The following is a 20,100-nucleotide window of genomic DNA, read 5'->3' as shown; positions in this document are numbered from 1 at the left end:
GCACCTTGAGTTCACGACGATGCGATGGGCAGTGAATGGCAGGGGCGGCTAAAAGACCCCGAACCAAGGCGTAAGGCACCTTCATACAGGCAGCCCCTTTCATCGGCGACACAGATCCGGCGCGCGAGCGAGCAGACATCTCCCCCAGGTGGCGCGCGTAGCTGGACGCCCAGCGATGGGACAGCGGCGGATCGGGTAGTGGCAGCAACCCGATCCGCCTTTTTCATTCCATCGCCCCGGGCTCGACGGACATTTTGGAAGGCCGCAAGGCATGGCAGAGGCGTTCAGAGGCGAGTTCTACCAGAAGGTAGATGCCAAGGCCCGGGTTTCGATCCCGGCCGCCTTCCGCGCCATCCTGAATGCCGACGATCCCCAGAAGGGCGAGAAGGGCGGCGCGCGCCTCTACCTGGTCTACGGCGGCAAGGCGCGGACCTTCGTCGAATGCTATTCCAAGCGCGGCGCCGACCGGCTGGCCGAGGATATCGAGGCGATGGAAATGGGCTCGCCCGAGCGCACCCGCGCCGAGCGCGACCTGATCAGCCGCTCGGTGATGGTCGAGATCGACGCCGACGGCCGCATCGTCCTGCCCCCGCGCGTGCGCGAGAAGATGGGCTTTGCGGGCGACCTGCCCCCGGACGCCGAGGCCGCCTTCGCCGGCTTCACCAACCGCTTCCGCCTCTATCGCCGCGAAGTCTATGACGCCGAACTGGCCGAGGACGACGAGGACGACGACATCGACCCGCTGACCCTTGTCGGGCGGCACAAGCGGACGGGGTAGGGACATGTCGGCTCCGCTGCCAGGCCGCCCCTCCGAAGACCCGCATATCCCGGTATTGATCGACGCGATCCTGCGGGAATGTTCCCCCGTGTCCGGCGTCTGGCTGGACGGGACCCTGGGGGCAGGGGGCTATACCCGCGCCCTCCTGGCCGCCGGGGCAGAGCGGGTGATCGGCATCGACCGCGACCCGCTGGCGCTGGAGATGGCGGCTGGCTGGGCCGCCGACCATGGCGACCGGCTGCGGCTGGTGGCGGGAACCTTCTCGGACCTCGACTCGCTGGCCGGCGAGGCGCTGGACGGGGTGGTGCTCGACCTTGGCGTCAGTTCGATGCAGCTGGATCAGCCCGAGCGGGGGTTCTCGTTCCAGAAGGACGGGCCCCTGGACATGCGGATGAGCCAGTCGGGCCCCTCCGCCGCCGATCTGGTGAACACGGCGGATGAGGGCGTGCTGGCCGACATCCTCTATCACTACGGCGAGGAACGCGCCTCGCGCCGGATCGCCCATGCCATCGCCGCCGCCCGCAGCGTCGAGCCGATCACCACGACCGCCCGGCTGGCCGAGATCGTCGCCCGCTGCCTGCCGCGCCCGAAGCCCGGCCAAAGCCATCCCGCGACCCGCAGCTTCCAGGCGATCCGCATCGCGGTGAACACCGAGTTTTCCGAACTGGCCGAAGGACTTGCCGCCGCCGAACGCGCGCTGAAACCCGGTGGGCTCCTGGCCGTCGTCACCTTCCACTCCCTCGAGGACCGGATCGTGAAGCGGTTCTTCCAGCTGGCCAGCGGCCATGAGGCGAACGCCAACCGCTATGCCCCGGCCAAGGCCGACACCACGGCCCGCTTCGACCTCGTGACCCGCAAACCCGTGGCCCCGGACGAGGACGAGATCGCCCGCAATCCCCGCGCCCGGTCCGCCAAGCTCCGCGTCGCCCGCCGCACCGCCGCGCCCGCGCAGGCCATCGACCCGGCCGACCTCGGCGTGCCGCAGATCCGACCGAAAGGACGCCGCTGATGCGCTCCGTGCTTTATGTCCTCTCCTTCCTCGCCCTGATCGCGCTGGGCTTCTGGGCCTACCGCGAGAACTATGCGACGCAAGCCGCGCTGAAAGAGGTCGAAGGTCTGCAACGCCAGATCGTCGGCCTGCGCGAGGCCCTGTCGGTGCAGCGCGCGGAATGGGCCTACCTCAACCGCCCCGACCGCCTGCGCGAACTGGCGACGGTGAACTTCGACCGCCTCGGCCTGCTGCCGATGGAGCCGGGTCAGTTCGGCACCGCGGCCCAGGTCGCCTACCCGCGCCAGACCCTGCCCGAGATCGACATGCCCGTGGACATCCAGGCACCCGAACCGATCGAGGAGGGCCTTTGATGCGCACCCCGCTGCGACCGCTCGCCCGGATCCTGCAAGCCCGCGAGGACGGGCTGAATCCCGACCAGATCGAGAAGGAGAACCTGCGCCTGCGGCATGAGGCGATGCGCGAGAAATCGCGCTCGCGGGCCGAGTTCCGGCTGCTCCTCCTCTCGCTGGGCTTCGTCGTGGCCTTCGGCGCGATCGGCGCCCGCATGGGCCTGATGGCCGCGACCGAGCCGGTGGAGCCGCGCGCCTCCGCCCCCGGGGCCGAGATCATCGCGCAGCGCGCCGACATCACCGACCGCAACGGCCGGATCCTGGCCACCAACATGACCACCCACGCGCTATACGCGCATCCCAAGGTCATGGTGGACCCCAGGGGCGTGGCGGTGAAGCTGGCCGAAATCTTCCCCGACCTCGACGCCAAGGCGCTGGAGCGCCGCTTCACCGACGGGCGCAGCTTCGTCTGGATCAAGAAGGTCCTCAGCCCCGAACAGATGCAGCTCGTGCACGAGATCGGCGACCCCGGCCTTCTGTTCGGCCCGCGCGAGATGCGGCTTTACCCGAACGGCACGCTGGCCGCGCATGTCCTCGGCGGCACCTCCTTCGGGGCCGAGGGCGTCCATTCGGCCGAGGTGATCGGCACCGCCGGCATCGAGAAGGCGCTGGACGCGCGGCTGCGCGATCCGGCCCAGGCAGGCAGGGCGCTGACCCTCTCGCTTGACCTGTCGATCCAGGCCACGATCGAGGAAGTCCTGTTCGCCGGCATGCAGATGCTGAACGCCAAGGGCGCGGCGGCGATCCTGATGGACGTGCGCACCGGCGAGATCCTCGCCATGGCCTCCTTGCCGAATTTCGATCCCAACGACCGGCCGAACCCGCTGGTCGACAAGAATGCCGAACCCGGCGACAGCCCGCTGTTCAACCGCGCGGTGCAGGGCGTCTACGAGCTTGGCTCGACCTTCAAGATCTTCGCCGTGGCCCAGGCGATGGAACTGGGCCTCGTCTCGCCCACCACCATGGTCGATGCCAATGCGCCGATGGTCTGGGGCAAGCACAAGATCAAGGAATTCGAGGGCAAGAACTACGGCCCCCTCCTGTCGGTGACGGATGTCATCGCCAAGTCGTCGAACGTCGGCACCGCCCATATCGCGCTGATGATCGGCCCCCTGCGCCAGCAGGCCTTCCTGAAATCGCTCGGCTTCTTCGAGCCGACGCCGCTGGAACTGGTCGAGGCCCCCGGCGCGCGGCCGCTGATCCCGAAGAAATGGCCCGAGATCGTCACCATCACCACCTCTTACGGCCATGGCATGTCGGCCAGCCCGATGCACCTGGCCGCCGCCTATGCGGCGATCGCCAACGGCGGGGTGATGATCAAGCCCACGCTTCTGAAACGCGAGGGGCCGACCACCGGCGTCCGGGTGATGAGCGAAAAGACCGCCCTCGACTCCGTCGCCATGCTGCGCCGCGTGGTGACCGAAGGCACCGCCAGCCTTGGCGAGGTGCCGGGCTACGAGGTCGCGGGCAAGACCGGGACGGCGGACAAGCCGAAGAAGACCGGCGGCTACTACAAGGACAAGGTGGTCAACACCTTCGCCTCGGTGTTTCCGGCCTCGAACCCGCAATATGTGCTGATCGTGACCCTGGACGAGCCGATGGACACCACGCTGTCGCAGGCCCGCCGCACCGCCGGCTGGACCGCGGTTCCGGTTGCTTCCGAGATCATCCGTCGCGTCGCGCCGCTCATGGGGCTGCGTCCCAAGCTTGAACCCCCTGCTCCGGATGCGGTAACAGCCGCCAGCAACTGACAGGGGGCGGCGGATGACTTCGCGCGCGACACGGCTATCGGACCTGGGCCTGACCGCCCGGGCCGGACGCGACCCGGCGCTTTCCGGGGTGACGGCGGACAGCCGTGCGGTCCGGGCCGGGATGCTTTTCGCGGCACTGCCCGGCACCGCGACCCACGGCGCCCGCTTCATCCCCGCCGCGCTGGAGCAGGGCGCGGCCGCGATCCTGACCGATGCCGAGGGGGCGCGGCTTGCGGCCGCAGAACTGGCCGACAGCGACGTGGCCCTGGTCCTGGCCGAGGACCCGCGCGCCGCGCTGGCCTGCGCGGCCGCGCTGTGGTTCGGCGCCCAGCCCGAGGTGATGGTCGCGGTCACCGGCACCAACGGCAAGACCAGCGTCGCGACCTTCACCCGCCAGATCTGGGCCGCGCTGGGGCATGAGGCGATCAACATCGGCACCACCGGGATCGAGGGGGCCTGGACCGCGCCCTCCGGGCATACGACGCCGGACCCGATCACGCTGCAAAAGCTTCTGGCGGCGGCGGCGCAGGGCGGCGTGACCCATGCGGCGATGGAGGCCTCCTCGCACGGGGTCGACCAGCGCCGGCTGGACGGGGTGCGGCTGCGCGCGGCGGGCTTCACCAACCTGACGCAGGACCACCTCGACTATCACGGCACCATGGCGGCCTATTTCCAGGCCAAGGCCCAGCTTTTCACCCGCCTCCTGCCCGAGGACGGGGTGGCCGTGGTCAACCTCGACGGCGCGCGCGGCGACGACATGGCCGAGCTTGCGCTGGCCCGCGGCCTGCGGGTCCTGACCGTGGGCAAGGGGCCGGGCGCCGACCTGCAGATCGCCGCGACCAGGCCGGATGCGACGGGGCAGGAGGTGCGCTATCTGTGGCAGGGCAGGGCGTTCCAGACCCGGCTGAACCTGATCGGCGCCTTCCAGGCCGAGAATGTCGCCGTGGCGGCGGGCCTTGCGATTGCCGCCGGCGATGCGCCCGACGCGGTGCTGGCCGTGCTGCCGCGCCTGACCGGGGTGCGCGGCCGGATGCAACTGGCCGCCACCCGCAGGAACGGGGCGGCGGTCTATGTCGATTATGCCCATACCCCCGATGCGATCGAGACCGCGCTTCGGGCGCTGCGCCCGCATGTGATGGGCCGGATCATCATCGTCTTCGGCGCGGGCGGCGACCGCGACCGCAGCAAGCGTCCGCTGATGGGCGCGGCCGCCAAGGCCCATGCCGATGTGCTGTATGTCACCGACGACAACCCCCGTACCGAGGACCCGGCCGCGATCCGCGCCGCGATCCTTGCCGCCTGTCCCGAGGCGCAGGAGGTCGGCGACCGCGCCGAGGCGATCCTGCGCGCGGTCGATGCCCTGCAACCGGGCGACGCGCTTCTGGTCGCGGGCAAGGGCCACGAAAGCGGGCAGATCGTCGGGACCGACATCTATCCCTTCGACGATGTCGAGCAAGCCTCGGTCGCGGTGGCGGCCCTGGACGGGGTGATCTGATGCTCTGGACCGCCGCCGATGCCGCCAGGGCCACCGGGGGCCGCCTGACCGCCGGCTGGCAGGCGTCCGGCGTCTCGATCGACACCCGCACCCTGCAAGCGGGCGACCTTTTCGTCGCGCTGAAGGACCTTCGCGACGGGCATGACTTCGTGGCGCAGGCGCTGGCGAAGGGGGCCGCCGCCGCCCTCGTCTCCCGCATCCCCGAAGGCCTGGCCCCGGACGCGCCGCTGCTGGTCGTCCCCGACGTCCTGCGGGCGCTGGAGGCGCTGGGGGCCTTTGCCCGCGCGCGGACGAAGGCGAAGGTCGTCGGCATCACCGGCTCGGTTGGCAAGACCTCGACCAAGGAGATGCTGCGCGCGATCCTGTCCGGGCAGGGCAAGACCCATGCCGCGGAAGCCAGCTACAACAACCATTGGGGCGTGCCGCTGACCCTGGCCCGGATGCCCGCCGACGCCGATTTCGCCGTGATCGAGATCGGCATGAACCACCCCGGCGAGATCGCGCCGCTGGCGCGGCTGGCCCGGCTGGACGTGGCGCTGGTCACCACCGTCGCGCCCGCGCATCTGGAGGCTTTCGCCAGCGTCGACGAGATCGCTCGCGAAAAGGCCGCGATCTTCCAGGGGCTCAGGCCCGGCGGCACCGCGATCGTCAACGCCGACCTGCCCGTCACGCCGATCCTTCTGGCCGGGACGCAGGGGGCAACGCCCATCACCTTCGGCGCGGCCGAGACCGCCGACTACCGCCTGATCGAGGCGCGGATCGTGGACGAGACCACCGTCTGCCGCGCCACCCGCCGGGGTGAGCCGCTCCTCTACAAGGTCGCCTCGCCCGGCCGCCATTTCGCGCTGAACGCGCTGGGCGCCCTTGCCGCGGCCGAGGCGCTGGGGGCCGACCCGATGATCTCGGCGCATGACCTCGGCCGCTGGGCCCCGCCCGCCGGACGGGGGCAACGCGAGAGGATCGTGCTGGATCTGGTCGAGGAGACCTTCTTCGACCTGATCGACGACGCCTTCAACGCCAACCCGGCCTCGATGGCGGCGGCGCTGGACGTGCTCATCGCCGCAAGGCCCACCGACGGGATCGGCCGGGTCGGCGGCGGGCGGCGCATCGCCATCCTTGGCGACATGCTGGAACTTGGCCCGACCGAGATCGACCTCCATGCAGCCATCGCCCGCCATCCCGGCCTTTCGGCGGTCCACCTGATCCATTGCGTCGGCCCCCGGATGCGGGCGCTGCACGCGGCCTTGCCGCGCCAGATGCGGGGCGAATGGACCGAAGGCGCGGCCGAGCTGGCGGCCCGCGCCCGCAGCCTGATCGACGCGGGGGATATCCTGCTTGTGAAGGGCTCCAAGGGATCGAAGGTCAGCCTGGTCGTTGACGCGCTGCGGAAAATGGGGCAGGCCGCAGCCCCGAAGGAAGGAACCCCGTAAATGTTCTACTGGCTGGCCGAATTCGCTGACGGCGGCGGCATCTTCAACCTGTTCCGCTACATCACCGTCCGGGCCGGCGGGGCCTTCGTGACCGCGCTGGTCTTCGGTTTCCTCTTCGGCCGCCCGCTGATCGACCTTCTGCGCCGCAAGCAGGGCAAGGGCCAGCCGATCCGCGACGACGGGCCGCAAAGCCACCTGTCCAAGGCCGGCACCCCGACGATGGGCGGGCTTCTGATCCTTTCGGCGCTGATGGTCTCGACGCTGCTCTGGGCGCGGCTCGACAATCCCTTCGTCTGGATCGTGATCCTGGTGACGCTGGCCTTCGGCCTGATCGGCTTTGCCGACGACTATGCCAAGGTGACGAAGCAGAACACCAAGGGCGTCTCGGGCAAGCTGCGCATGGGACTGGGCCTGCTGATCGCGGCGCTGGCCAGCTATGCGGCCTCGATGTTCCATCCCGCCGCCCTGACCGACCAGCTGGCCTTTCCCTTCTTCAAGGACGCGCTTCTCGACCTTGGCATCTTCTTCGTGCCCTTCGGCATGGTGGTGATCGTCGGCGCGGCCAATGCGGTGAACCTGACCGACGGGCTGGACGGGCTGGCGATCATGCCGGTGATGATCGCGGGCGGCACGCTGGGGATCATCGCCTATGTCGTCGGCAACTCGAACTTCACCGAATACCTGGGCGTGCATTTCGTGCCCGGCACCGGCGACCTTCTGGTCTTCACCGCCGCCCTCTTCGGCGCCGGGCTCGGCTTCCTGTGGTACAACGCGCCCCCGGCGGCGGTGTTCATGGGCGATACCGGCAGCCTGGCCCTGGGCGGCGCGCTGGGCGCGATCGCGGTCTGCACCAAGCACGAGATCGTGCTGGCCATCGTCGGCGGCCTCTTCGTGGTCGAGGCGCTGAGCGTGATCATCCAGGTGCTCTACTACAAGCGCACCAGGAAGCGCATCTTCCTGATGGCGCCGATCCACCACCATTTCGAGAAGAAGGGCTGGGCCGAGCCGCAGATCGTGATCCGGTTCTGGATCATTTCGGTGATCCTGGCGCTGATCGGCCTCGCCACGCTGAAGGTCAGGTGAAGGCATGGGGTGGGTGACCCGCCCACCCTGCCCGGGCGCGCAACCCCAGCGTGATCAAAGTTGCCCCGGCGGAAACACTGGCCGCAGTTTCCTTGGTTCTGCCACAAACTTGCAGCAGTAATGGCCCATTCCTGAAGGTTCCTACCTGCAAGAAACCGATCCCGGGGGGTTCACCATGCCGACTGCCATCCGCAAGTTCCTGCGCCCCGCCCTGATCGCGCTCGGCGCGCTCGCCCCCGTCTCCGCCGCCGCGCAGGAGGCATGCACCACCTATACCGTCCAGGAGGGGGACACCCTGGGCGAGATCGCCTTTGCCGCCTATGGCTCCTACAACTACCAGATGATCTTCAACGCCAACCGCGATGCGCTGGGGCAGAATTTCAACAACCTCCCCGCCGGCCTGCAACTGATCCTGCCCTGCGAGGACGGCCGCCTGACCGCCGACAGCGAGCTTTCCGCCGTCATCGCCGCCGAGACCGAGAAGCAGGAGACCACCCGCTCGGCCGACCGGCCCTATGCGCCCAAGCTGAAATTCGTCACCTCGAACGACTGGAAGCCCTTCACCGACCAAAGCCTGCCGGGCGGCGGGATCTATGTGCAGATGGCCGCCACCGCCATGCAGCGCGGCGGCAACGACCGCGACTATACCATCAACTATGTCGACGACTGGGGCTCGCATATCGAGACGCTGCTGCCCACCAACGCCTTCGACATGTCGATCGCCTGGTCGCGGCCCGATTGCTCGCGCATCGACCTGCTGGGCGAATTCGCGGTCAAGATGTGCACCGAGTTCGACTTCTCGCTGCCGATCTACGAGGTCGCCTATTCCTACCACACGCTGATCGACAGCAAATATGCCGAGGCCCGCAGTTTCGGCGACTATGCCGGGGCCCGGATCTGCCGCCCCGAAGGTTGGCCGACCTCGGATCTGGAGGTCGAGGGCCTGTCCGAGCCGACGGTGACCTTCCTCCATCCCAAGACGCCGATGGAATGTGCCAAGATGCTGCTGGCGGGCGAGGTCGACCTCTATTCGATCGAGATCGAGACCTCGACCGCGAATTTCGAGGCGCTGGGGGCGACCGACAAGGTGGCGCTGAACCCGGCGCTGGCCACGTTCAACACGCATCACATCGTGATCTCGAAGAAGAATCCGCGCGCGGCGGAATACATGGAGATGGTCAACCGCGGCATCGCCGAGATGCGCGAGAGCGGCGAATGGTACGACCTCGTCGCCACGGGGCTTGCGGAATGGAACAAGTCGCAGGAGTAGCCTTCCCCTTTGCCGCGTCCTGACCTATCCCATGCGCAGGGCATTCAGGGGGCTGGCATGATCCCGGTCAAGGGCTACAAGGGCGCGAAGGTGGCGGTGCTGGGGCTGGGCCGGTCGGGCCTGGCAACCGCCGCCGCGCTGCGCGCCGGGGGGGCCGAGCCGCTTTTGTGGGACGACAGCCCCGAGGCCCGCGCCAGGGCCGAGGCCGAGGGCTTCACGCTCACCGACCTGACCCGGAACACCGCGCTCGAGGGGCTGGCCTGCCTCGTCACCTCGCCCGGCATCCCGCATCTCTATCCCGCGCCGCATCCCGTCATCGCCCGCGCGCTGCAGGCCGGGATCCCGGTCGACAACGACATCGGCCTCTTCTTCCAGAGCGCGGCCGACAGCACCTGGGCCGAGATGGAGACCCCGCCCAAGGTCGTCGCGGTCACCGGCTCGAACGGCAAGTCCACGACGACGGCGCTGATCCACCACATCCTCCAGGTCGCCGGCCGGCCCACGCAGATGGCGGGCAACATCGGCACCGGCGTCCTTTCGATCGACCCACCGCAGGATGGCGAGGTCATCGTGCTGGAACTGTCCTCCTACCAGACCGAGCTTGCCCGCGCGCTGACCCCCGATGTCGCGGTCTTCACCAATCTCTCGCCCGACCACCTGGACCGCCACGGCGGCATGGGCGGCTATTTCGCCGCCAAGGCCCGGCTTTTCACGCTGGGCGGTCCCGACCGGGCCGTGGTGGGCGTGGACGAGGCCGAGGGGCGTTTCCTGGCCGGACAACTGGGGCAGGGGCCGCAGGATGACCGCGTGATCCGCGTCTCCTCGGGCACGAAGCTGGAAGATTTCGGCTGGTCGGTCTTCGCCCGCAAGGGCTTCCTCGCCGAATGGCGCAAGGGCCGCCAGGTCGCCTCGATCGACCTGCGCGAGGTCCGGGGCCTGCCCGGCGCGCACAACCACCAGAACGCCTGCGCGGCCTATGCCGCCTGCCGCGCGCTCGGCCTTGCGCCGAAGCTGATCGAGGGCGCGCTGCACAGCTTCGCGGGCCTGCCGCACCGCAGCCAGCTGGTCGGCGAAAAGGGTGGCGTGCGCTTCGTCAACGACAGCAAGGCCACCAATGTCGACAGCGCCGCCAAGGCGCTGCAGGCCTTTCCCCGCATCCGCTGGATTGCCGGGGGCCTGGGGAAAGAGGGCGGGATCGCCGCGCTCCGGCCGCTTCTCGGCCCGGTGGTCAAGGCCTATCTCATCGGCCATTCCGCCCGCGACTTCGCGCTGCAACTGGGCGATACCCCGCATGAGATCTGCGAGACGATGGACCGCGCCGTCGCCCGCGCCGCGGCCGAGGCCGGGCCGGGCGAGGTCGTCCTGCTTGCCCCGGCGGCGGCCAGTTTCGACCAGTATCCGAACTTCGAGAAGCGGGGCGAGGATTTCACCGCGCGGGTGCGGGCGCTTATCGGGCCGGGGGCCTGACATCGGAGAGAGTGGCAGATGTTACCGCTTGCAGATTTCAAGTCGATCACGGTCGAGCCGACACCCACCGAGGCGCCGGCGTCGCATCTGGGCACCGAACTGGCCGTGGCCGGAGGGGTGCTGCTGGTCCTCCTCCTCGTCTTCCTGCGCCCCCGCCTGCGCCCCAGGGCAAAGCCCGCGGCCGAGGAATGGATCCTGATCGACGGCTCCAACGTGATGCACTGGCAGGACAATACCCCCCGGCTGGACCCGGTCCGCGCGGTGATCGCCGAGGTGCGGAAGAAGGGCTATGTTCCGGGCGTGGTCTTCGACGCCAATGCCGGATGGAAGCTGGAAGGCCGCTACATGCACGACGGCGATTTCGCCCGCCTGCTGGAGATGGACCCGGCCCAGGTGCTGGTGGTGGAAAAGGGCACCCAGGCCGACCCGTTCCTGTTGCAGACCGCGCGCGAGTTCGGGGCCAGGATCGTGACCAACGACCGTTTCCGCGACTACGCGGCGGACCATCCCGAAGTGGAGGAGCCCGGCTTCCTGATCCCCGGCGGCATGCAGGGCGGCAAGCTCCGGCTGGAGGGGTTGCCCGCCCCCGCCCGCAAGGGCTGACTCACAGCGCGAGCAGGCAGCCGCCGCCGCGCGCGGAAGCCTCGGCCCGGTCCAGCAGCCGCTGCAGGCCCGCGCCACGGGCAAAGTCGGGCTCGCAGGGGCCCTCGCCCCGGATCGCCGCGATGAACCGCTGATAGATCGTCGGCACCGGCGGGCAGTCGATCTCGGTCCAGGTCGCGGTCTGCGCATCCGGGCCAAGACAGGCGCGCAAACGGCTTTCCGCCTTCTCGAAGCTGACCTCCAGCCCCCCCGCCAGCCCGAAGATCCGCAGCCGCAGGTCGTTCAGATGGCCGGTCGCGAAGCGCGTCGCCGCCACCGTCCCCAGCGCGCCATTGGTCAGCCGCAGCTGCAAGGTCGCGCTGTCGTTGGCGTCCAGCACATATTCCCCGATCCGCCCCTCCGGCGCCTTGTCGAAGGTCTGGAGCAGGCAGGACACCTCCCGCGCTTCCAGCCCGGCGATGAAGGTGGCGAAGTCCAGGATATGGATGCCCACATCGCCCAGGACCCCTTTCGATCCATGCGCCGTCGACAGCCGCCACAGCCATTGCGGCTCGCGGTCCCACTGGCCCCAGGCGGGCTGCGTCAGCCAGCTTTGCAGGTATGAGGCCTCGAAATGCCGGATCTCGCCGATCGCGCCCTCGCGCACCATCGCCGCCGCCTTCTGCAGCGCCGCCACGTTGCGGTAGGACAGGTTGACCATGTTCACCACCCCCGCCACCCGGGCCGCCTCGGCCATCTCCTCGGCATGGGTGGCGTTGGTGGCCAGCGGCTTTTCGCACAGCACATGCTTGCCCGCCGCCAGCAGCGGCAGGGTGGTGGCATGATGCGCCGCATCCGGCGTGGCATTGGTCACCGCGTCGAACCCGCCCCAGGCCAGCGCCTCGCCCAGCGAGGCGAAGCCATGCGCGATGCCATGCGCCGCCTGGAAGGCCGCCAGCGGCTCGGGCCGCGTGTCGACGCCGGCGACCAGCGTCACGCCGGGGATCGCCGCGAAATGCGCGGCATGGTTCTTCGCCATGCCCCCCGTGCCCAGGATCAAAAGCCGCACCGGCTGCATCAGCGATAGCCCGCCTCGCCGTCCTGATGCAGGCGCGGCCCGCGTTCCACGATCGGCTCCAGCGCCTTGGCGACCGGCGTGTTCGGTGCCGCCGTCACGTTCGGAACCCGCGCCTCGGGGTTGTGCGCCCAGCGGACGGCGTTGCAGATCACCTTCTGCACCAGGGGCTGGTGATAGGTCGGATAGGTCTCGTGCCCCGGCCGGAAGTAGAACACATTCCCCGCCCCCCGCCGCCATGTCAGGCCCGAGCGGAACACCTCGCCGCCCTGGAACCAGCTGATGAACACCGTCTCCAGCGGTTCCGGCACGCCAAAGGGCTCGCCATACATCTCCTCGTATTCCAGCTCGAAATGGTCGGGGATGCCATGCGTGATCGGATGCTGGCGCGCGGCGACCCAGATCCGCTCGCGCTCGCCCGCCTCGCGCCAGGTCAGGTTGCAGGGCGTGCCCATCAGCCGCTTGAAGGGTTTCGAGAAATGCGCCGAATGCAGGAAGATGATCCCCATGCCCGACCAGACCGCCTCGATCACGCGCTCGGTCACCTTGTCCGAGACCTCGCCATGCGCGGCATGGCCCCACCAGACCAGGACATCCGTCTCGGCCAGCCGCGCCGCCGTCAACCCGTGCTCGGGGTCCTGCAGCGTGGCGGTGCCGGCCTGGATCCCGTGTTCGCGGTTCAGCGCCTCGGCGATCGTGCCATGCATGGTCTTCGGATAGACCCCGGCCACGATGCGGTTCTTCTGTTCATGGACGTTCTCGCCCCAGACGGTGACGCGGAGCTGCATGGCGGTCTCCCTCTCCTGATGCCGGAAGCCTGGGTTGCAAAAGGCCCCGAGTCAACGCGGCCCCCGTCCGCTTGTTCCCTTGCGCCCGCGGGCGGGGCGGGGGATGCTGGCGGGATGACGGAACAGGCGACATTGAAGCTGCGGCTTCTCATCGGCGACAGGCTGGTCTTCGGCCCCGGCAAGGCCGCACTTCTGGCCCGGATCGCCGAGACCGGCTCGATCGCCGCCGCCGGTCGCGCCATGGGGATGAGCTATCGCCGCGCCTGGGCCCTGGTCGAGGAGATGAACGCCGCCTTCCGCACCCCCCTCGTCAGCAGCGCGCGCGGCGGGGCAGGGGGCGGCGGCGCCAGCCTGACCGACACCGGAGCCGAGGTCCTGTCGGCCTATCAGTCGATGCTGGCCCGCGCCGAGGCGGCCGCCGCCCCCGAGGTCGCGCGGATCGCGGCGCTGCTTCGCGATATGTCCGAAGGGAAATAACGCTTGCCTCGCGCGGCTCTTCGGGCCATATGTTCGGCCAGACATATCGGAGTCCCCAATGCGCCTTGCCCTCTTCGCCCTGCTGCTCTCCACCCAGGCCGCCGCCGCCGAAGTCACCGTCTTCGCCGCCGCCAGCCTCAAGACCGCGCTGGACGAGATCGCGGCCGATTACACCGCCGGGACGGGCACCCCGGTGACCCTCTCCTATGGCGGCAGCTCGACGCTGGCCAAGCAGATCGCCGAGGGCGCGCCGGCCGACATCTTCCTCTCCGCCTCGACCGCCTGGATGGACGATCTCGCCGACAAGGCGCTGATCCAGCCCGACAGCCGCCGCGACCTCCTGGGCAACCGGCTGATCCTCGTCGGCCCGCCCGATGCCGCCCCGGTCGCCATCGACGCCACGCTCGACCTTGCGGCGCTGCTGGCCGGGGGCAAGCTTGCGATGGCCATGGTCGATTCCGTCCCCGCCGGGCAATACGGCAAGGAGGCGCTGGAAAGCCTCGGCCTCTGGGCCGCGGTCGAACCCAGCATCGTGCAGTCCGAGAACGTCCGCGCCGCGCTGCAACTGGTGGCGCTGGGCGAAGCGCCCTACGGCATCGTCTACGCCTCCGATGCGGTGGCCGAACCCGGCGTCAGCCTGGTCGGCACCTTCCCCGAGGACAGCCACCAGCCCATCACCTATCCCGGCGCGCTGACCCTGACCGCCTCGCCCGAGGCGGCGGATTTCCTCGACCATCTCGCCTCGCCCGAGGCGGCCGGGGTCTTTTCCGCCAATGGCTTCTTGCCCCTGACCGCCGCGCCGTGACACGATCGGCGCATGTTTGACGGACTGTCGCCCGCCGAGACCCAAGCACTCCTGCTTTCGCTGCGGGTCTCGTTCTGGGCCACGCTCGCCAGCCTGCCTCTCGGGCTGCTGGCAGCCCATGCCCTGGCGCGCTGGCGCTTTCCCGGCCATGGCCTGCTGAACCTGATCGTCCACCTGCCGCTGATCCTGCCGCCGGTGGTCACCGGCTACCTGCTTCTGCTCAGCTTCGGGCGGCAGGGCTGGGCCGGCGCGGCGCTCTGGGACTGGTTCGGCTTTACCTTCGCCTTCCGCTGGACCGGCGCCGCCCTCGCCGCCGCCGTCATGGCCTTCCCGCTCCTCGTCCGCGCCATCCGCCTTGCGCTCGAGGCGGTGGATCCCCGCCTCGAAGAGGCCGCCGCCACCCTCGGCGCCTCGCGCGGCATGGTCTACCTGACCGTGACCCTGCCGCTGATCCTGCCCGGCCTCCTTGCGGGCGCGGTCCTCGCCTTCGCCAAGGCGATGGGCGAGTTCGGCGCCACCATCACCTTCGTCGCCAACATCCCCGGCGAGACCCAGACCCTGCCCACCGCGATCTACAGCTTCCTCCAGGTTCCCGGCGGCGATGCGGGCGCGCTGCGCCTGGTGCTGGTCTCGGTCGCCATCGCCACGCTGGCGCTTGCGCTCTCGGAATGGCTCTCGCGCCGCATCGCCGCAAGGATCGCCGGGCGATGACGCTGGAAATCCGCCTCTCCCATTCCCTTCCCGGCTTCCGGCTCGAGGTGGACCTGACCGCGCCGCCCGGCCTGACCTGCCTCTTCGGCCGCTCGGGCTCGGGCAAGACCACGGTGATCAACGCCGTCGCGGGGCTTCTCCGGCCGGACCGGGCCGAGATCCTGCTCGACGGGGAACCCCTCCACCACCTGCCGCCGCACAAGCGCCGCATCGGCTATGTCTTCCAGGACGCCCGCCTGTTTCCGCACCTGACCGTGCGCGGCAACCTCGGCTATGCCGCCCGCATCCGCCGCAAGCAGCCGCGCGACCTCGACCGGATCGTGGCGCTTCTCGGTATCGCGGCGCTGCTCGACCGCCGACCCGGCGCGCTTTCGGGGGGCGAGCGTCAGCGCGTCGCCATCGGCCGGGCGCTCCTCTCCGAGCCCCGGCTGATCCTGATGGACGAACCCCTCGCCGCCCTGGACGAGGCGCGCAAGGCCGAGATCCTGCCCTATATCGAGACGCTGCGCGACGAGCTTGCCCTGCCGATCCTCTATGTCAGCCATTCCCTCCCCGAGGTCGCGCGCCTTGCCACCACCATCGCCGTGATCGAGGCCGGGCATTTGGTCGCCCGGGGCCCGGCGGCCGACCTGCTGTCCGATCCGGCGATCGCGCCGGTTCTGGGGCTGGGCGATGCGGGCGCGATCCTGACCGCCCGCATCGCCGCGCATGAGGGCGACGGCCTGTCCCGGCTGGAGTTGGCCGCCGGCCCGCTCATGCTGCCCCTCTGGCTCCCGCGCGTCGCGGGCGCGCCGGGCCAGACGCTGCGCCTGCGCATCGCGGCGCAGGACGTGATCCTGTCGCTGTCCCGGCCCGAGGGCCTGTCGGCCCTGAACATCCTGCCCGCCCGCGTCTCGGCGCTGCATCATGGCAGCGGGCCGGGCGCGCTGGTGCGGCTCGACCTCGGCGACCAGCATCTTCTCGCCCGCGTCACCCGCCGCTCGGCCGAGGCGCTGGCTCTCGCCCCCGGCCAGCCGGTCTTTGCCATCGTGAAATCCGTCGCCGTCGCCCGCGACAGCGTCGGCCATACCGTCACGCCCTGAGGCGAAACCCGCGGCTTCCCCTTGTCGAATATGCTCTCAGGGGGGCCGGGGGTGGAATGCCCGCGGCGTCGGCCTCACCCCAGCGCATAGCCCGCGCCGCGCACCGTCCGCACCGGATCCGCGCCGCCGAACTGCATCAGGCTTTTCCGCAGCCGCCCGACATGGACATCCACCGTCCGGGTGTCGACATAGATGTCCCGCCCCCAGACCAGGTCCAGCAGCTGCTCGCGGCTGAAGACCCGCCCCGGCCGCTCCATCAGCGTGACCAGAAGCTTGAACTCGGTCGGTCCCAGCTTCAGCACCTTGTCGGCGCGGTAGACCCGGTGGCTTTCGGGGTCCAGCCGGATATCCTCGTGCTCCAGCACCACCCCGGCGGTCGAGGGCCGGACCCGCCGCAGCTGGGCCCGGGCGCGCGCCATCAGTTCCAGCACCGAATAGGGCTTCACCACATAGTCGTCCGCCCCGGTCTCCAGCCCGCGGATCCGGTCCACCTCCTCGGCCCGCGCGCTCAGCATGATGATCGGGATCCCCCGGGTCTCGGGCCGCATCTTCAGCCGCCGGCAGACCTCGATGCCGCTGACCCTCGGCATCATCCAGTCCAGGATGATGATGTCGGGATCCTCCTCGTCGACCAGCACCAGCGCGTCCTCGCCGTTGTCGGCCTGGGTCACGGCAAAGCCCTCGGCTTCCAGGTTATAGGCCAGGACCGTCCGCTGCGCGGACTCGTCCTCGACCAAAAGCACCCGCGGCTGCCCGCTGCGCGCCATCGCCTCAGCCCCCCGTCGCGGTGGCGTCGAACTTCGGCCGCTCGTCGCCCGGCATCTCGCCGGTGACGAGGTAGATCACCTGCTCGGCCACGGCGGTGGCATGGTCGCCCACCCGCTCGATGTTCTTGGCGATGAAATGCAGATGCATGCAGGGGCCGATGTTGCGCGGGTCCTCCATCATGTGGGTCAGGAACTCGCGGAAGATCGAGTTGTACATCTGGTCGATCTCGCGGTCGCGCTGGCGCACGTCGCCGGCCAGTTTCACGTCGCGCCGGATATAGGCGTCCAGCGCGTCGGCCAGCATCTGCACCACCGCCTTCGCCAGCCGCCGGATCGCGCCCGAGGCGCCGGGGACCTGGGTCATCTGCCCCAGCACCGTGGTCCGCTTCGCCAGGTTCTTCGCGTAATCCCCCGACCGCTCCAGCGCGCCCGCGATGCGCATCACGGTCAGCACCGTGCGCAGGTCTCCCGCCGTCGGCCCGCGCAGCGCCAGAAGCCGGGCGCATTGGCTGTGGATCTCCTCCTCCAGCGCATCGATCGCGGCATCGCCCGTCCGCACCTTCTGCGCCAGTTCCTCGTCGCGGGTGTCCAGCGCCTCGGCCGCGTCCAGCAGCGCGGTCTCGACCAGCCCGCCCATGCGCATGACCAGGGCCTGCGCCGATTCCAGGTCGCGGTCGAAGGCGGAAACGATATGTGCGGTGCTCATCGCGCTCTCCTCAGCCGATCCGGCCGGTGATGTAGGATTCGGTCCGGGGGTCCTTCGGGTTGGTGAAGATCCGGGTCGTGCTGTCGTATTCCACCAGATTGCCCAGGTGGAAGAAGGCGGTCTTCTGGCTCACCCGCGCGGCCTGCTGCATCGAATGGGTCACGATCACCACCGAGAACTGGTCGCGCAACTCGTCGATCAGCTCCTCGACCTGGGCGGTGGCGATCGGGTCCAGCGCCGAGCAGGGCTCGTCCATCAGCAGGACCTCGGGCGCGGTGGCGATGGCGCGGGCGATGCACAGCCGCTGCTGCTGACCGCCCGACAGCCCGGTGCCGGGCGCGTCCAGCCGGTCCCTGACCTCGTTCCAGAGCGCGGCCCGGCGCAGCGCGGTCTCGACGATGGCGTCAAGCTCGGCCCGGTTGCGGGTCATGCCGTGGATGCGCGGGCCATAGGCCACGTTGTCGTAGATCGACTTCGGAAAGGGATTCGGCTTCTGGAACACCATGCCCACCCTGGCGCGCAGCTGCACCGGATCGACACGGGCGTCATGGATATCCTCGCCGTCCAAGAGGATCCGGCCCTCGATCCGGGCGGTGGCCACGGTGTCGTTCATCCGGTTCAGGCAGCGCAGGAAGGTGGACTTGCCGCAGCCCGAAGGCCCGATGAAGGCCGTGACCGACCGTTCCGGGATGTCGATGTCCACGTCGCGCAGGGCGTGGTTCTGGCCGTACCAGACCTGCACCCCCCTGGCCGAGATCTTCGCCGCCCGCGTCGCAAGCTCCTGCTCTGCCGTCTGCATCCCGTCCATCTTTCCGCTCCATGCCGCTGCGAGACCGCAGCCCGCCCCGCCCCTATAGGCCGGCCCGGTGAAGCCTATGCGACAGAAGTGTAACAGCCGAATGACAAGGGGTCAGCCGCGCGCCAGCAGCGCGTCGATCTCGGCCCGTGTCGGCATCGAGCGCGCGGCCCCCGGCCGGGTGACGCTGATCCCGGCGGTGGCGCAGCCGAAGCGCACCGCCTCGACCACGTCGCGCCCTTCCGCCAGGGCCACGGCGAAGCCGCCGTTGAAGGCATCGCCCGCGCCCGTCGTCTCGACCACCGGGCCCGCGCCGACCGCCGGGACATGCACGCTGCGGCTGCGGTCGCGATACAGCGCGCCATTGGCCCCCAGCGTGATCACCACCGCGCCGACGCCCCGGTCCAGAAGCGCATCCGCCGCCGCCTCGGCCTCGGTCAGGCTCGTCACCTTCAGGCCGGTCAGCCCCTCGGCCTCCGACTCGTTCGGGGTCAGATAGTCGCACAGCGCCAGCATCGCATCGTCCAGCGCCGCCGCCGGGGCCGGGTTCAGGATCGTCGGCACTCCGGCCGCCCGGGCGATCTCCAGCCCGCGCCTCGCGGCCGGGATCGGCTGCTCCAGCTGGGTGACGAAGACCGAGGCCCCCCGGATCAACTCCGCCCGCGCCTCGAGGTCCCCGGCGGCGATCCGCGCCGCCGCCCCCGGCGAGACGATGATCGCATTGTCCCCCGTGGCCGCCTCCAGGAAGATGAAGGCCGCGCCGGTATAGCTTTCGTCGTCCTCCGTCACCTCGGGCCGCACCCCTGCCTGTTCCCAGGTCGTCCGCGCGATCCGGGCAAAGTCGTCGCGCCCCAGCCGGGTGATGAAATGCGTCTCGCCCCCCGCCATGGCTGCGGCCACCGCCTGGTTCGAGCCCTTGCCGCCGGGCCCCAGCGCGAAGCTCTGTCCCAGGATGGTCTCGCCCATGCGCGGCATCCGCTCGGCGCGAAAGCTGGTGTCGGCGACGAAGATGCCAAGGATGACGATGGGTTTCATGGTCTCATACCTCCGGAGGGATCACGCCCTTGCGGAACATGAAGCAGCCGTAAAAGCGCCGTTCCCCGGTCTGGATCACGGCAAAGGACTGGCGGGCAAGGTCGTAGAAGGCGAAGCGTTCGATGCCGGCCATCGGCCGCGCCCGCCCCTCGGCGCGGTCGATCTCGGCCTGGACTTCCTCCTGCACCGGCGGGATCTCGCCCGGCGCGCCCACCACTTCCATCCGCCCGGCGAAGTCGTCGACGAAGGTATCCAGCGGCAGGACCGACAGGATCGCCGCCGCAGCCTCGGCCGCGCCCAGGTTCTCCATCCGCAGGGGCCTTCCGGTCACCGTCGCCCGCGCCAGCGCCTCGGCGGGGAAATTGGCATCCGCCAGGATCAGCATGTCGCCATGCCCCATGGCGCGCAGGCAGGCCAGCACATCGGCGTTCAGCCGGTGGTCGATTCCCTTCAGCATCCGGCCCTCCCCGGCCTTGTCGGATCGCGTATCGGCGGAAGGATTGCACCTTTTCCGCCCCGGTTGCAAAGGCCCCGCGCGATGCGGTCTGGACATCCCCGGCCACACCCTCCCTCATGGGCCGACACCAGGGAGAGGGGCCCC

At 69.8% G+C, this 20,100-nt stretch carries 21 protein-coding genes; 14 read left to right on the top strand and 7 right to left on the bottom strand.

Annotated elements, in window-relative coordinates; genetic code table 11:
* The first annotated feature begins 271 nt into the window (after window positions 1-271).
* The 10 genes from ACE3UA_RS01465 to ACE3UA_RS01420 all read left to right on the top strand — a co-directional run bounded on the left by ACE3UA_RS01465 (window position 272) and on the right by ACE3UA_RS01420 (window position 11,278).
* The gene (locus ACE3UA_RS01465; protein ID WP_374641766.1) at window positions 272-778 is read left to right on the top strand and encodes a division/cell wall cluster transcriptional repressor MraZ; all 507 of its coding nucleotides are present in this window, start codon (window positions 272-274) and stop codon (window positions 776-778) included.
* A gap of 4 nt (window positions 779-782) precedes the next feature.
* Window positions 783-1,787 carry a 16S rRNA (cytosine(1402)-N(4))-methyltransferase RsmH gene (rsmH, locus tag ACE3UA_RS01460; protein ID WP_374641764.1) on the top strand — a complete coding sequence of 335 codons (1,005 nt, stop codon included), beginning with the start codon at window positions 783-785 and terminating at the stop codon, window positions 1,785-1,787.
* Window positions 1,787-2,140 (top strand): cell division protein FtsL, encoded by a 354-nt coding sequence (locus ACE3UA_RS01455; RefSeq protein ID WP_374641762.1) that lies wholly within the window; start codon window positions 1,787-1,789, stop codon window positions 2,138-2,140. The genes rsmH and ACE3UA_RS01455 overlap by 1 nt, the downstream gene beginning before the upstream one ends.
* Window positions 2,137-3,930, top strand: a complete 1,794-nt coding sequence (locus ACE3UA_RS01450; protein WP_374641760.1) for a peptidoglycan D,D-transpeptidase FtsI family protein — start codon at window positions 2,137-2,139, stop codon at window positions 3,928-3,930. The genes ACE3UA_RS01455 and ACE3UA_RS01450 overlap by 4 nt, the downstream gene beginning before the upstream one ends.
* A 13-nt stretch (window positions 3,931-3,943) precedes the next feature.
* Window positions 3,944-5,425, top strand: a complete 1,482-nt coding sequence (locus ACE3UA_RS01445; protein ID WP_374641758.1) for a UDP-N-acetylmuramoyl-L-alanyl-D-glutamate--2,6-diaminopimelate ligase — start codon at window positions 3,944-3,946, stop codon at window positions 5,423-5,425.
* On the top strand, window positions 5,425-6,855 hold the full coding sequence (gene murF, locus ACE3UA_RS01440) for a UDP-N-acetylmuramoyl-tripeptide--D-alanyl-D-alanine ligase (protein WP_374641756.1): 1,431 nt from the start codon (window positions 5,425-5,427) through the stop codon (window positions 6,853-6,855). The genes ACE3UA_RS01445 and murF overlap by 1 nt, the downstream gene beginning before the upstream one ends.
* Window positions 6,856-7,938, top strand: coding sequence for a phospho-N-acetylmuramoyl-pentapeptide-transferase (mraY, locus tag ACE3UA_RS01435; protein ID WP_374641754.1), 1,083 nt, complete (start codon window positions 6,856-6,858; stop codon window positions 7,936-7,938). It abuts the gene before it with no gap.
* A gap of 175 nt (window positions 7,939-8,113) precedes the next feature.
* Window positions 8,114-9,208 carry an ABC transporter substrate-binding protein gene (locus tag ACE3UA_RS01430; protein WP_374641752.1) on the top strand — a complete coding sequence of 365 codons (1,095 nt, stop codon included), beginning with the start codon at window positions 8,114-8,116 and terminating at the stop codon, window positions 9,206-9,208.
* Window positions 9,209-9,265: 57 nt separating this feature from the next.
* On the top strand, window positions 9,266-10,675 hold the full coding sequence (murD, locus tag ACE3UA_RS01425; protein ID WP_374641750.1) for a UDP-N-acetylmuramoyl-L-alanine--D-glutamate ligase: 1,410 nt from the start codon (window positions 9,266-9,268) through the stop codon (window positions 10,673-10,675).
* 18 nt (window positions 10,676-10,693) lie between these two features.
* Entirely contained in the window at window positions 10,694-11,278 is a 585-nt protein-coding gene (locus ACE3UA_RS01420; RefSeq protein ID WP_374641748.1) for a hypothetical protein, read from the top strand.
* Between the two features lies 1 nt (window position 11,279).
* On the opposite strand, the gene ACE3UA_RS01415 is transcribed toward ACE3UA_RS01420, so the two are convergent.
* Together ACE3UA_RS01415 and ACE3UA_RS01410 are read right to left on the bottom strand one after the other, a co-directional pair.
* Entirely contained in the window at window positions 11,280-12,335 is a 1,056-nt protein-coding gene (locus tag ACE3UA_RS01415; protein ID WP_374641746.1) for a Gfo/Idh/MocA family protein, read from the bottom strand.
* On the bottom strand, window positions 12,335-13,120 hold the full coding sequence (locus ACE3UA_RS01410; RefSeq protein ID WP_374641744.1) for a ThuA domain-containing protein: 786 nt from the start codon (window positions 13,118-13,120) through the stop codon (window positions 12,335-12,337). Before ACE3UA_RS01410 ends, ACE3UA_RS01415 begins: the two co-directional genes overlap by 1 nt.
* A gap of 114 nt (window positions 13,121-13,234) precedes the next feature.
* Between ACE3UA_RS01410 and ACE3UA_RS01405 the strand changes: the two genes are divergently transcribed.
* Genes ACE3UA_RS01405 through modC form a run of 4 tightly spaced genes read left to right on the top strand, consistent with a single transcriptional unit; the run spans window position 13,235 to window position 16,195 of the window.
* Window positions 13,235-13,597, top strand: a complete 363-nt coding sequence (locus ACE3UA_RS01405) for a winged helix-turn-helix domain-containing protein (protein WP_374641742.1) — start codon at window positions 13,235-13,237, stop codon at window positions 13,595-13,597.
* 58 nt (window positions 13,598-13,655) lie between these two features.
* The gene (modA, locus tag ACE3UA_RS01400) at window positions 13,656-14,402 is read left to right on the top strand and encodes a molybdate ABC transporter substrate-binding protein (protein ID WP_374641740.1); all 747 of its coding nucleotides are present in this window, start codon (window positions 13,656-13,658) and stop codon (window positions 14,400-14,402) included.
* Window positions 14,403-14,414: 12 nt separating this feature from the next.
* A complete protein-coding gene (gene modB / locus ACE3UA_RS01395; protein WP_374641738.1) occupies window positions 14,415-15,113 on the top strand; it encodes a molybdate ABC transporter permease subunit in 699 nt (232 codons plus the stop codon).
* Window positions 15,110-16,195: a molybdenum ABC transporter ATP-binding protein gene (gene modC / locus ACE3UA_RS01390; RefSeq protein ID WP_374641736.1), complete on the top strand. Its 1,086-nt coding sequence runs from the start codon at window positions 15,110-15,112 to the stop codon at window positions 16,193-16,195. The genes modB and modC overlap by 4 nt, the downstream gene beginning before the upstream one ends.
* Before the next feature lie 74 nt (window positions 16,196-16,269).
* Here the strand turns inward: modC and phoB are convergent, their stop codons facing one another.
* The 5 genes from phoB to ACE3UA_RS01365 form a co-directional block, all read right to left on the bottom strand.
* Complete coding sequence (phoB, locus tag ACE3UA_RS01385) at window positions 16,270-16,962, bottom strand: phosphate regulon transcriptional regulator PhoB (RefSeq protein ID WP_374641734.1); 693 nt, start codon at window positions 16,960-16,962, stop codon at window positions 16,270-16,272.
* Window positions 16,963-16,966: 4 nt separating this feature from the next.
* Window positions 16,967-17,668: a phosphate signaling complex protein PhoU gene (gene phoU / locus ACE3UA_RS01380; protein WP_374641732.1), complete on the bottom strand. Its 702-nt coding sequence runs from the start codon at window positions 17,666-17,668 to the stop codon at window positions 16,967-16,969.
* 10 nt (window positions 17,669-17,678) lie between these two features.
* Window positions 17,679-18,476 carry a phosphate ABC transporter ATP-binding protein PstB gene (gene pstB / locus ACE3UA_RS01375; protein WP_374641730.1) on the bottom strand — a complete coding sequence of 266 codons (798 nt, stop codon included), beginning with the start codon at window positions 18,474-18,476 and terminating at the stop codon, window positions 17,679-17,681.
* A 102-nt stretch (window positions 18,477-18,578) separates the two neighbouring features.
* Window positions 18,579-19,499: a ribokinase gene (gene rbsK / locus ACE3UA_RS01370; RefSeq protein WP_374641728.1), complete on the bottom strand. Its 921-nt coding sequence runs from the start codon at window positions 19,497-19,499 to the stop codon at window positions 18,579-18,581.
* Window positions 19,500-19,503: 4 nt separating this feature from the next.
* A complete protein-coding gene (locus ACE3UA_RS01365) occupies window positions 19,504-19,956 on the bottom strand; it encodes an RbsD/FucU family protein (RefSeq protein ID WP_374641726.1) in 453 nt (150 codons plus the stop codon).
* Window positions 19,957-20,100 lie beyond the last annotated feature (144 nt).

It is taken from the genome of Tabrizicola sp. (genome assembly GCF_041919135.1).
Lineage (GTDB): Bacteria > Pseudomonadota > Alphaproteobacteria > Rhodobacterales > Rhodobacteraceae > Tabrizicola.
This window is presented reverse-complemented; position numbering and strand designations above follow the sequence as displayed.

What these genes read in the sequence shown, in the direction of transcription:
- ACE3UA_RS01465 (WP_374641766.1), top strand. Translation starts at nt 272, where the DNA reads ATGGCAGAGGCGTTCAGAGGCGAGTTCTACCAGAAGGTAGATGCCAAG.
- rsmH (WP_374641764.1), top strand. Translation starts at nt 783, where the DNA reads ATGTCGGCTCCGCTGCCAGGCCGCCCCTCCGAAGACCCGCATATCCCG.
- ACE3UA_RS01455 (WP_374641762.1), top strand. Translation starts at nt 1,787, where the DNA reads ATGCGCTCCGTGCTTTATGTCCTCTCCTTCCTCGCCCTGATCGCGCTG.
- ACE3UA_RS01445 (WP_374641758.1), top strand. Translation starts at nt 3,944, where the DNA reads ATGACTTCGCGCGCGACACGGCTATCGGACCTGGGCCTGACCGCCCGG.
- murF (WP_374641756.1), top strand. Translation starts at nt 5,425, where the DNA reads ATGCTCTGGACCGCCGCCGATGCCGCCAGGGCCACCGGGGGCCGCCTG.
- mraY (WP_374641754.1), top strand. Translation starts at nt 6,856, where the DNA reads ATGTTCTACTGGCTGGCCGAATTCGCTGACGGCGGCGGCATCTTCAAC.
- ACE3UA_RS01430 (WP_374641752.1), top strand. Translation starts at nt 8,114, where the DNA reads ATGCCGACTGCCATCCGCAAGTTCCTGCGCCCCGCCCTGATCGCGCTC.
- murD (WP_374641750.1), top strand. Translation starts at nt 9,266, where the DNA reads ATGATCCCGGTCAAGGGCTACAAGGGCGCGAAGGTGGCGGTGCTGGGG.
- ACE3UA_RS01420 (WP_374641748.1), top strand. Translation starts at nt 10,694, where the DNA reads ATGTTACCGCTTGCAGATTTCAAGTCGATCACGGTCGAGCCGACACCC.
- ACE3UA_RS01415 (WP_374641746.1), bottom strand. Translation starts at nt 12,335, where the DNA reads ATGCAGCCGGTGCGGCTTTTGATCCTGGGCACGGGGGGCATGGCGAAG.
- ACE3UA_RS01410 (WP_374641744.1), bottom strand. Translation starts at nt 13,120, where the DNA reads ATGCAGCTCCGCGTCACCGTCTGGGGCGAGAACGTCCATGAACAGAAG.
- ACE3UA_RS01405 (WP_374641742.1), top strand. Translation starts at nt 13,235, where the DNA reads ATGACGGAACAGGCGACATTGAAGCTGCGGCTTCTCATCGGCGACAGG.
- modA (WP_374641740.1), top strand. Translation starts at nt 13,656, where the DNA reads ATGCGCCTTGCCCTCTTCGCCCTGCTGCTCTCCACCCAGGCCGCCGCC.
- modB (WP_374641738.1), top strand. Translation starts at nt 14,415, where the DNA reads ATGTTTGACGGACTGTCGCCCGCCGAGACCCAAGCACTCCTGCTTTCG.
- modC (WP_374641736.1), top strand. Translation starts at nt 15,110, where the DNA reads ATGACGCTGGAAATCCGCCTCTCCCATTCCCTTCCCGGCTTCCGGCTC.
- phoB (WP_374641734.1), bottom strand. Translation starts at nt 16,962, where the DNA reads ATGGCGCGCAGCGGGCAGCCGCGGGTGCTTTTGGTCGAGGACGAGTCC.
- phoU (WP_374641732.1), bottom strand. Translation starts at nt 17,668, where the DNA reads ATGAGCACCGCACATATCGTTTCCGCCTTCGACCGCGACCTGGAATCG.
- pstB (WP_374641730.1), bottom strand. Translation starts at nt 18,476, where the DNA reads ATGGACGGGATGCAGACGGCAGAGCAGGAGCTTGCGACGCGGGCGGCG.
- rbsK (WP_374641728.1), bottom strand. Translation starts at nt 19,499, where the DNA reads ATGAAACCCATCGTCATCCTTGGCATCTTCGTCGCCGACACCAGCTTT.
- ACE3UA_RS01365 (WP_374641726.1), bottom strand. Translation starts at nt 19,956, where the DNA reads ATGCTGAAGGGAATCGACCACCGGCTGAACGCCGATGTGCTGGCCTGC.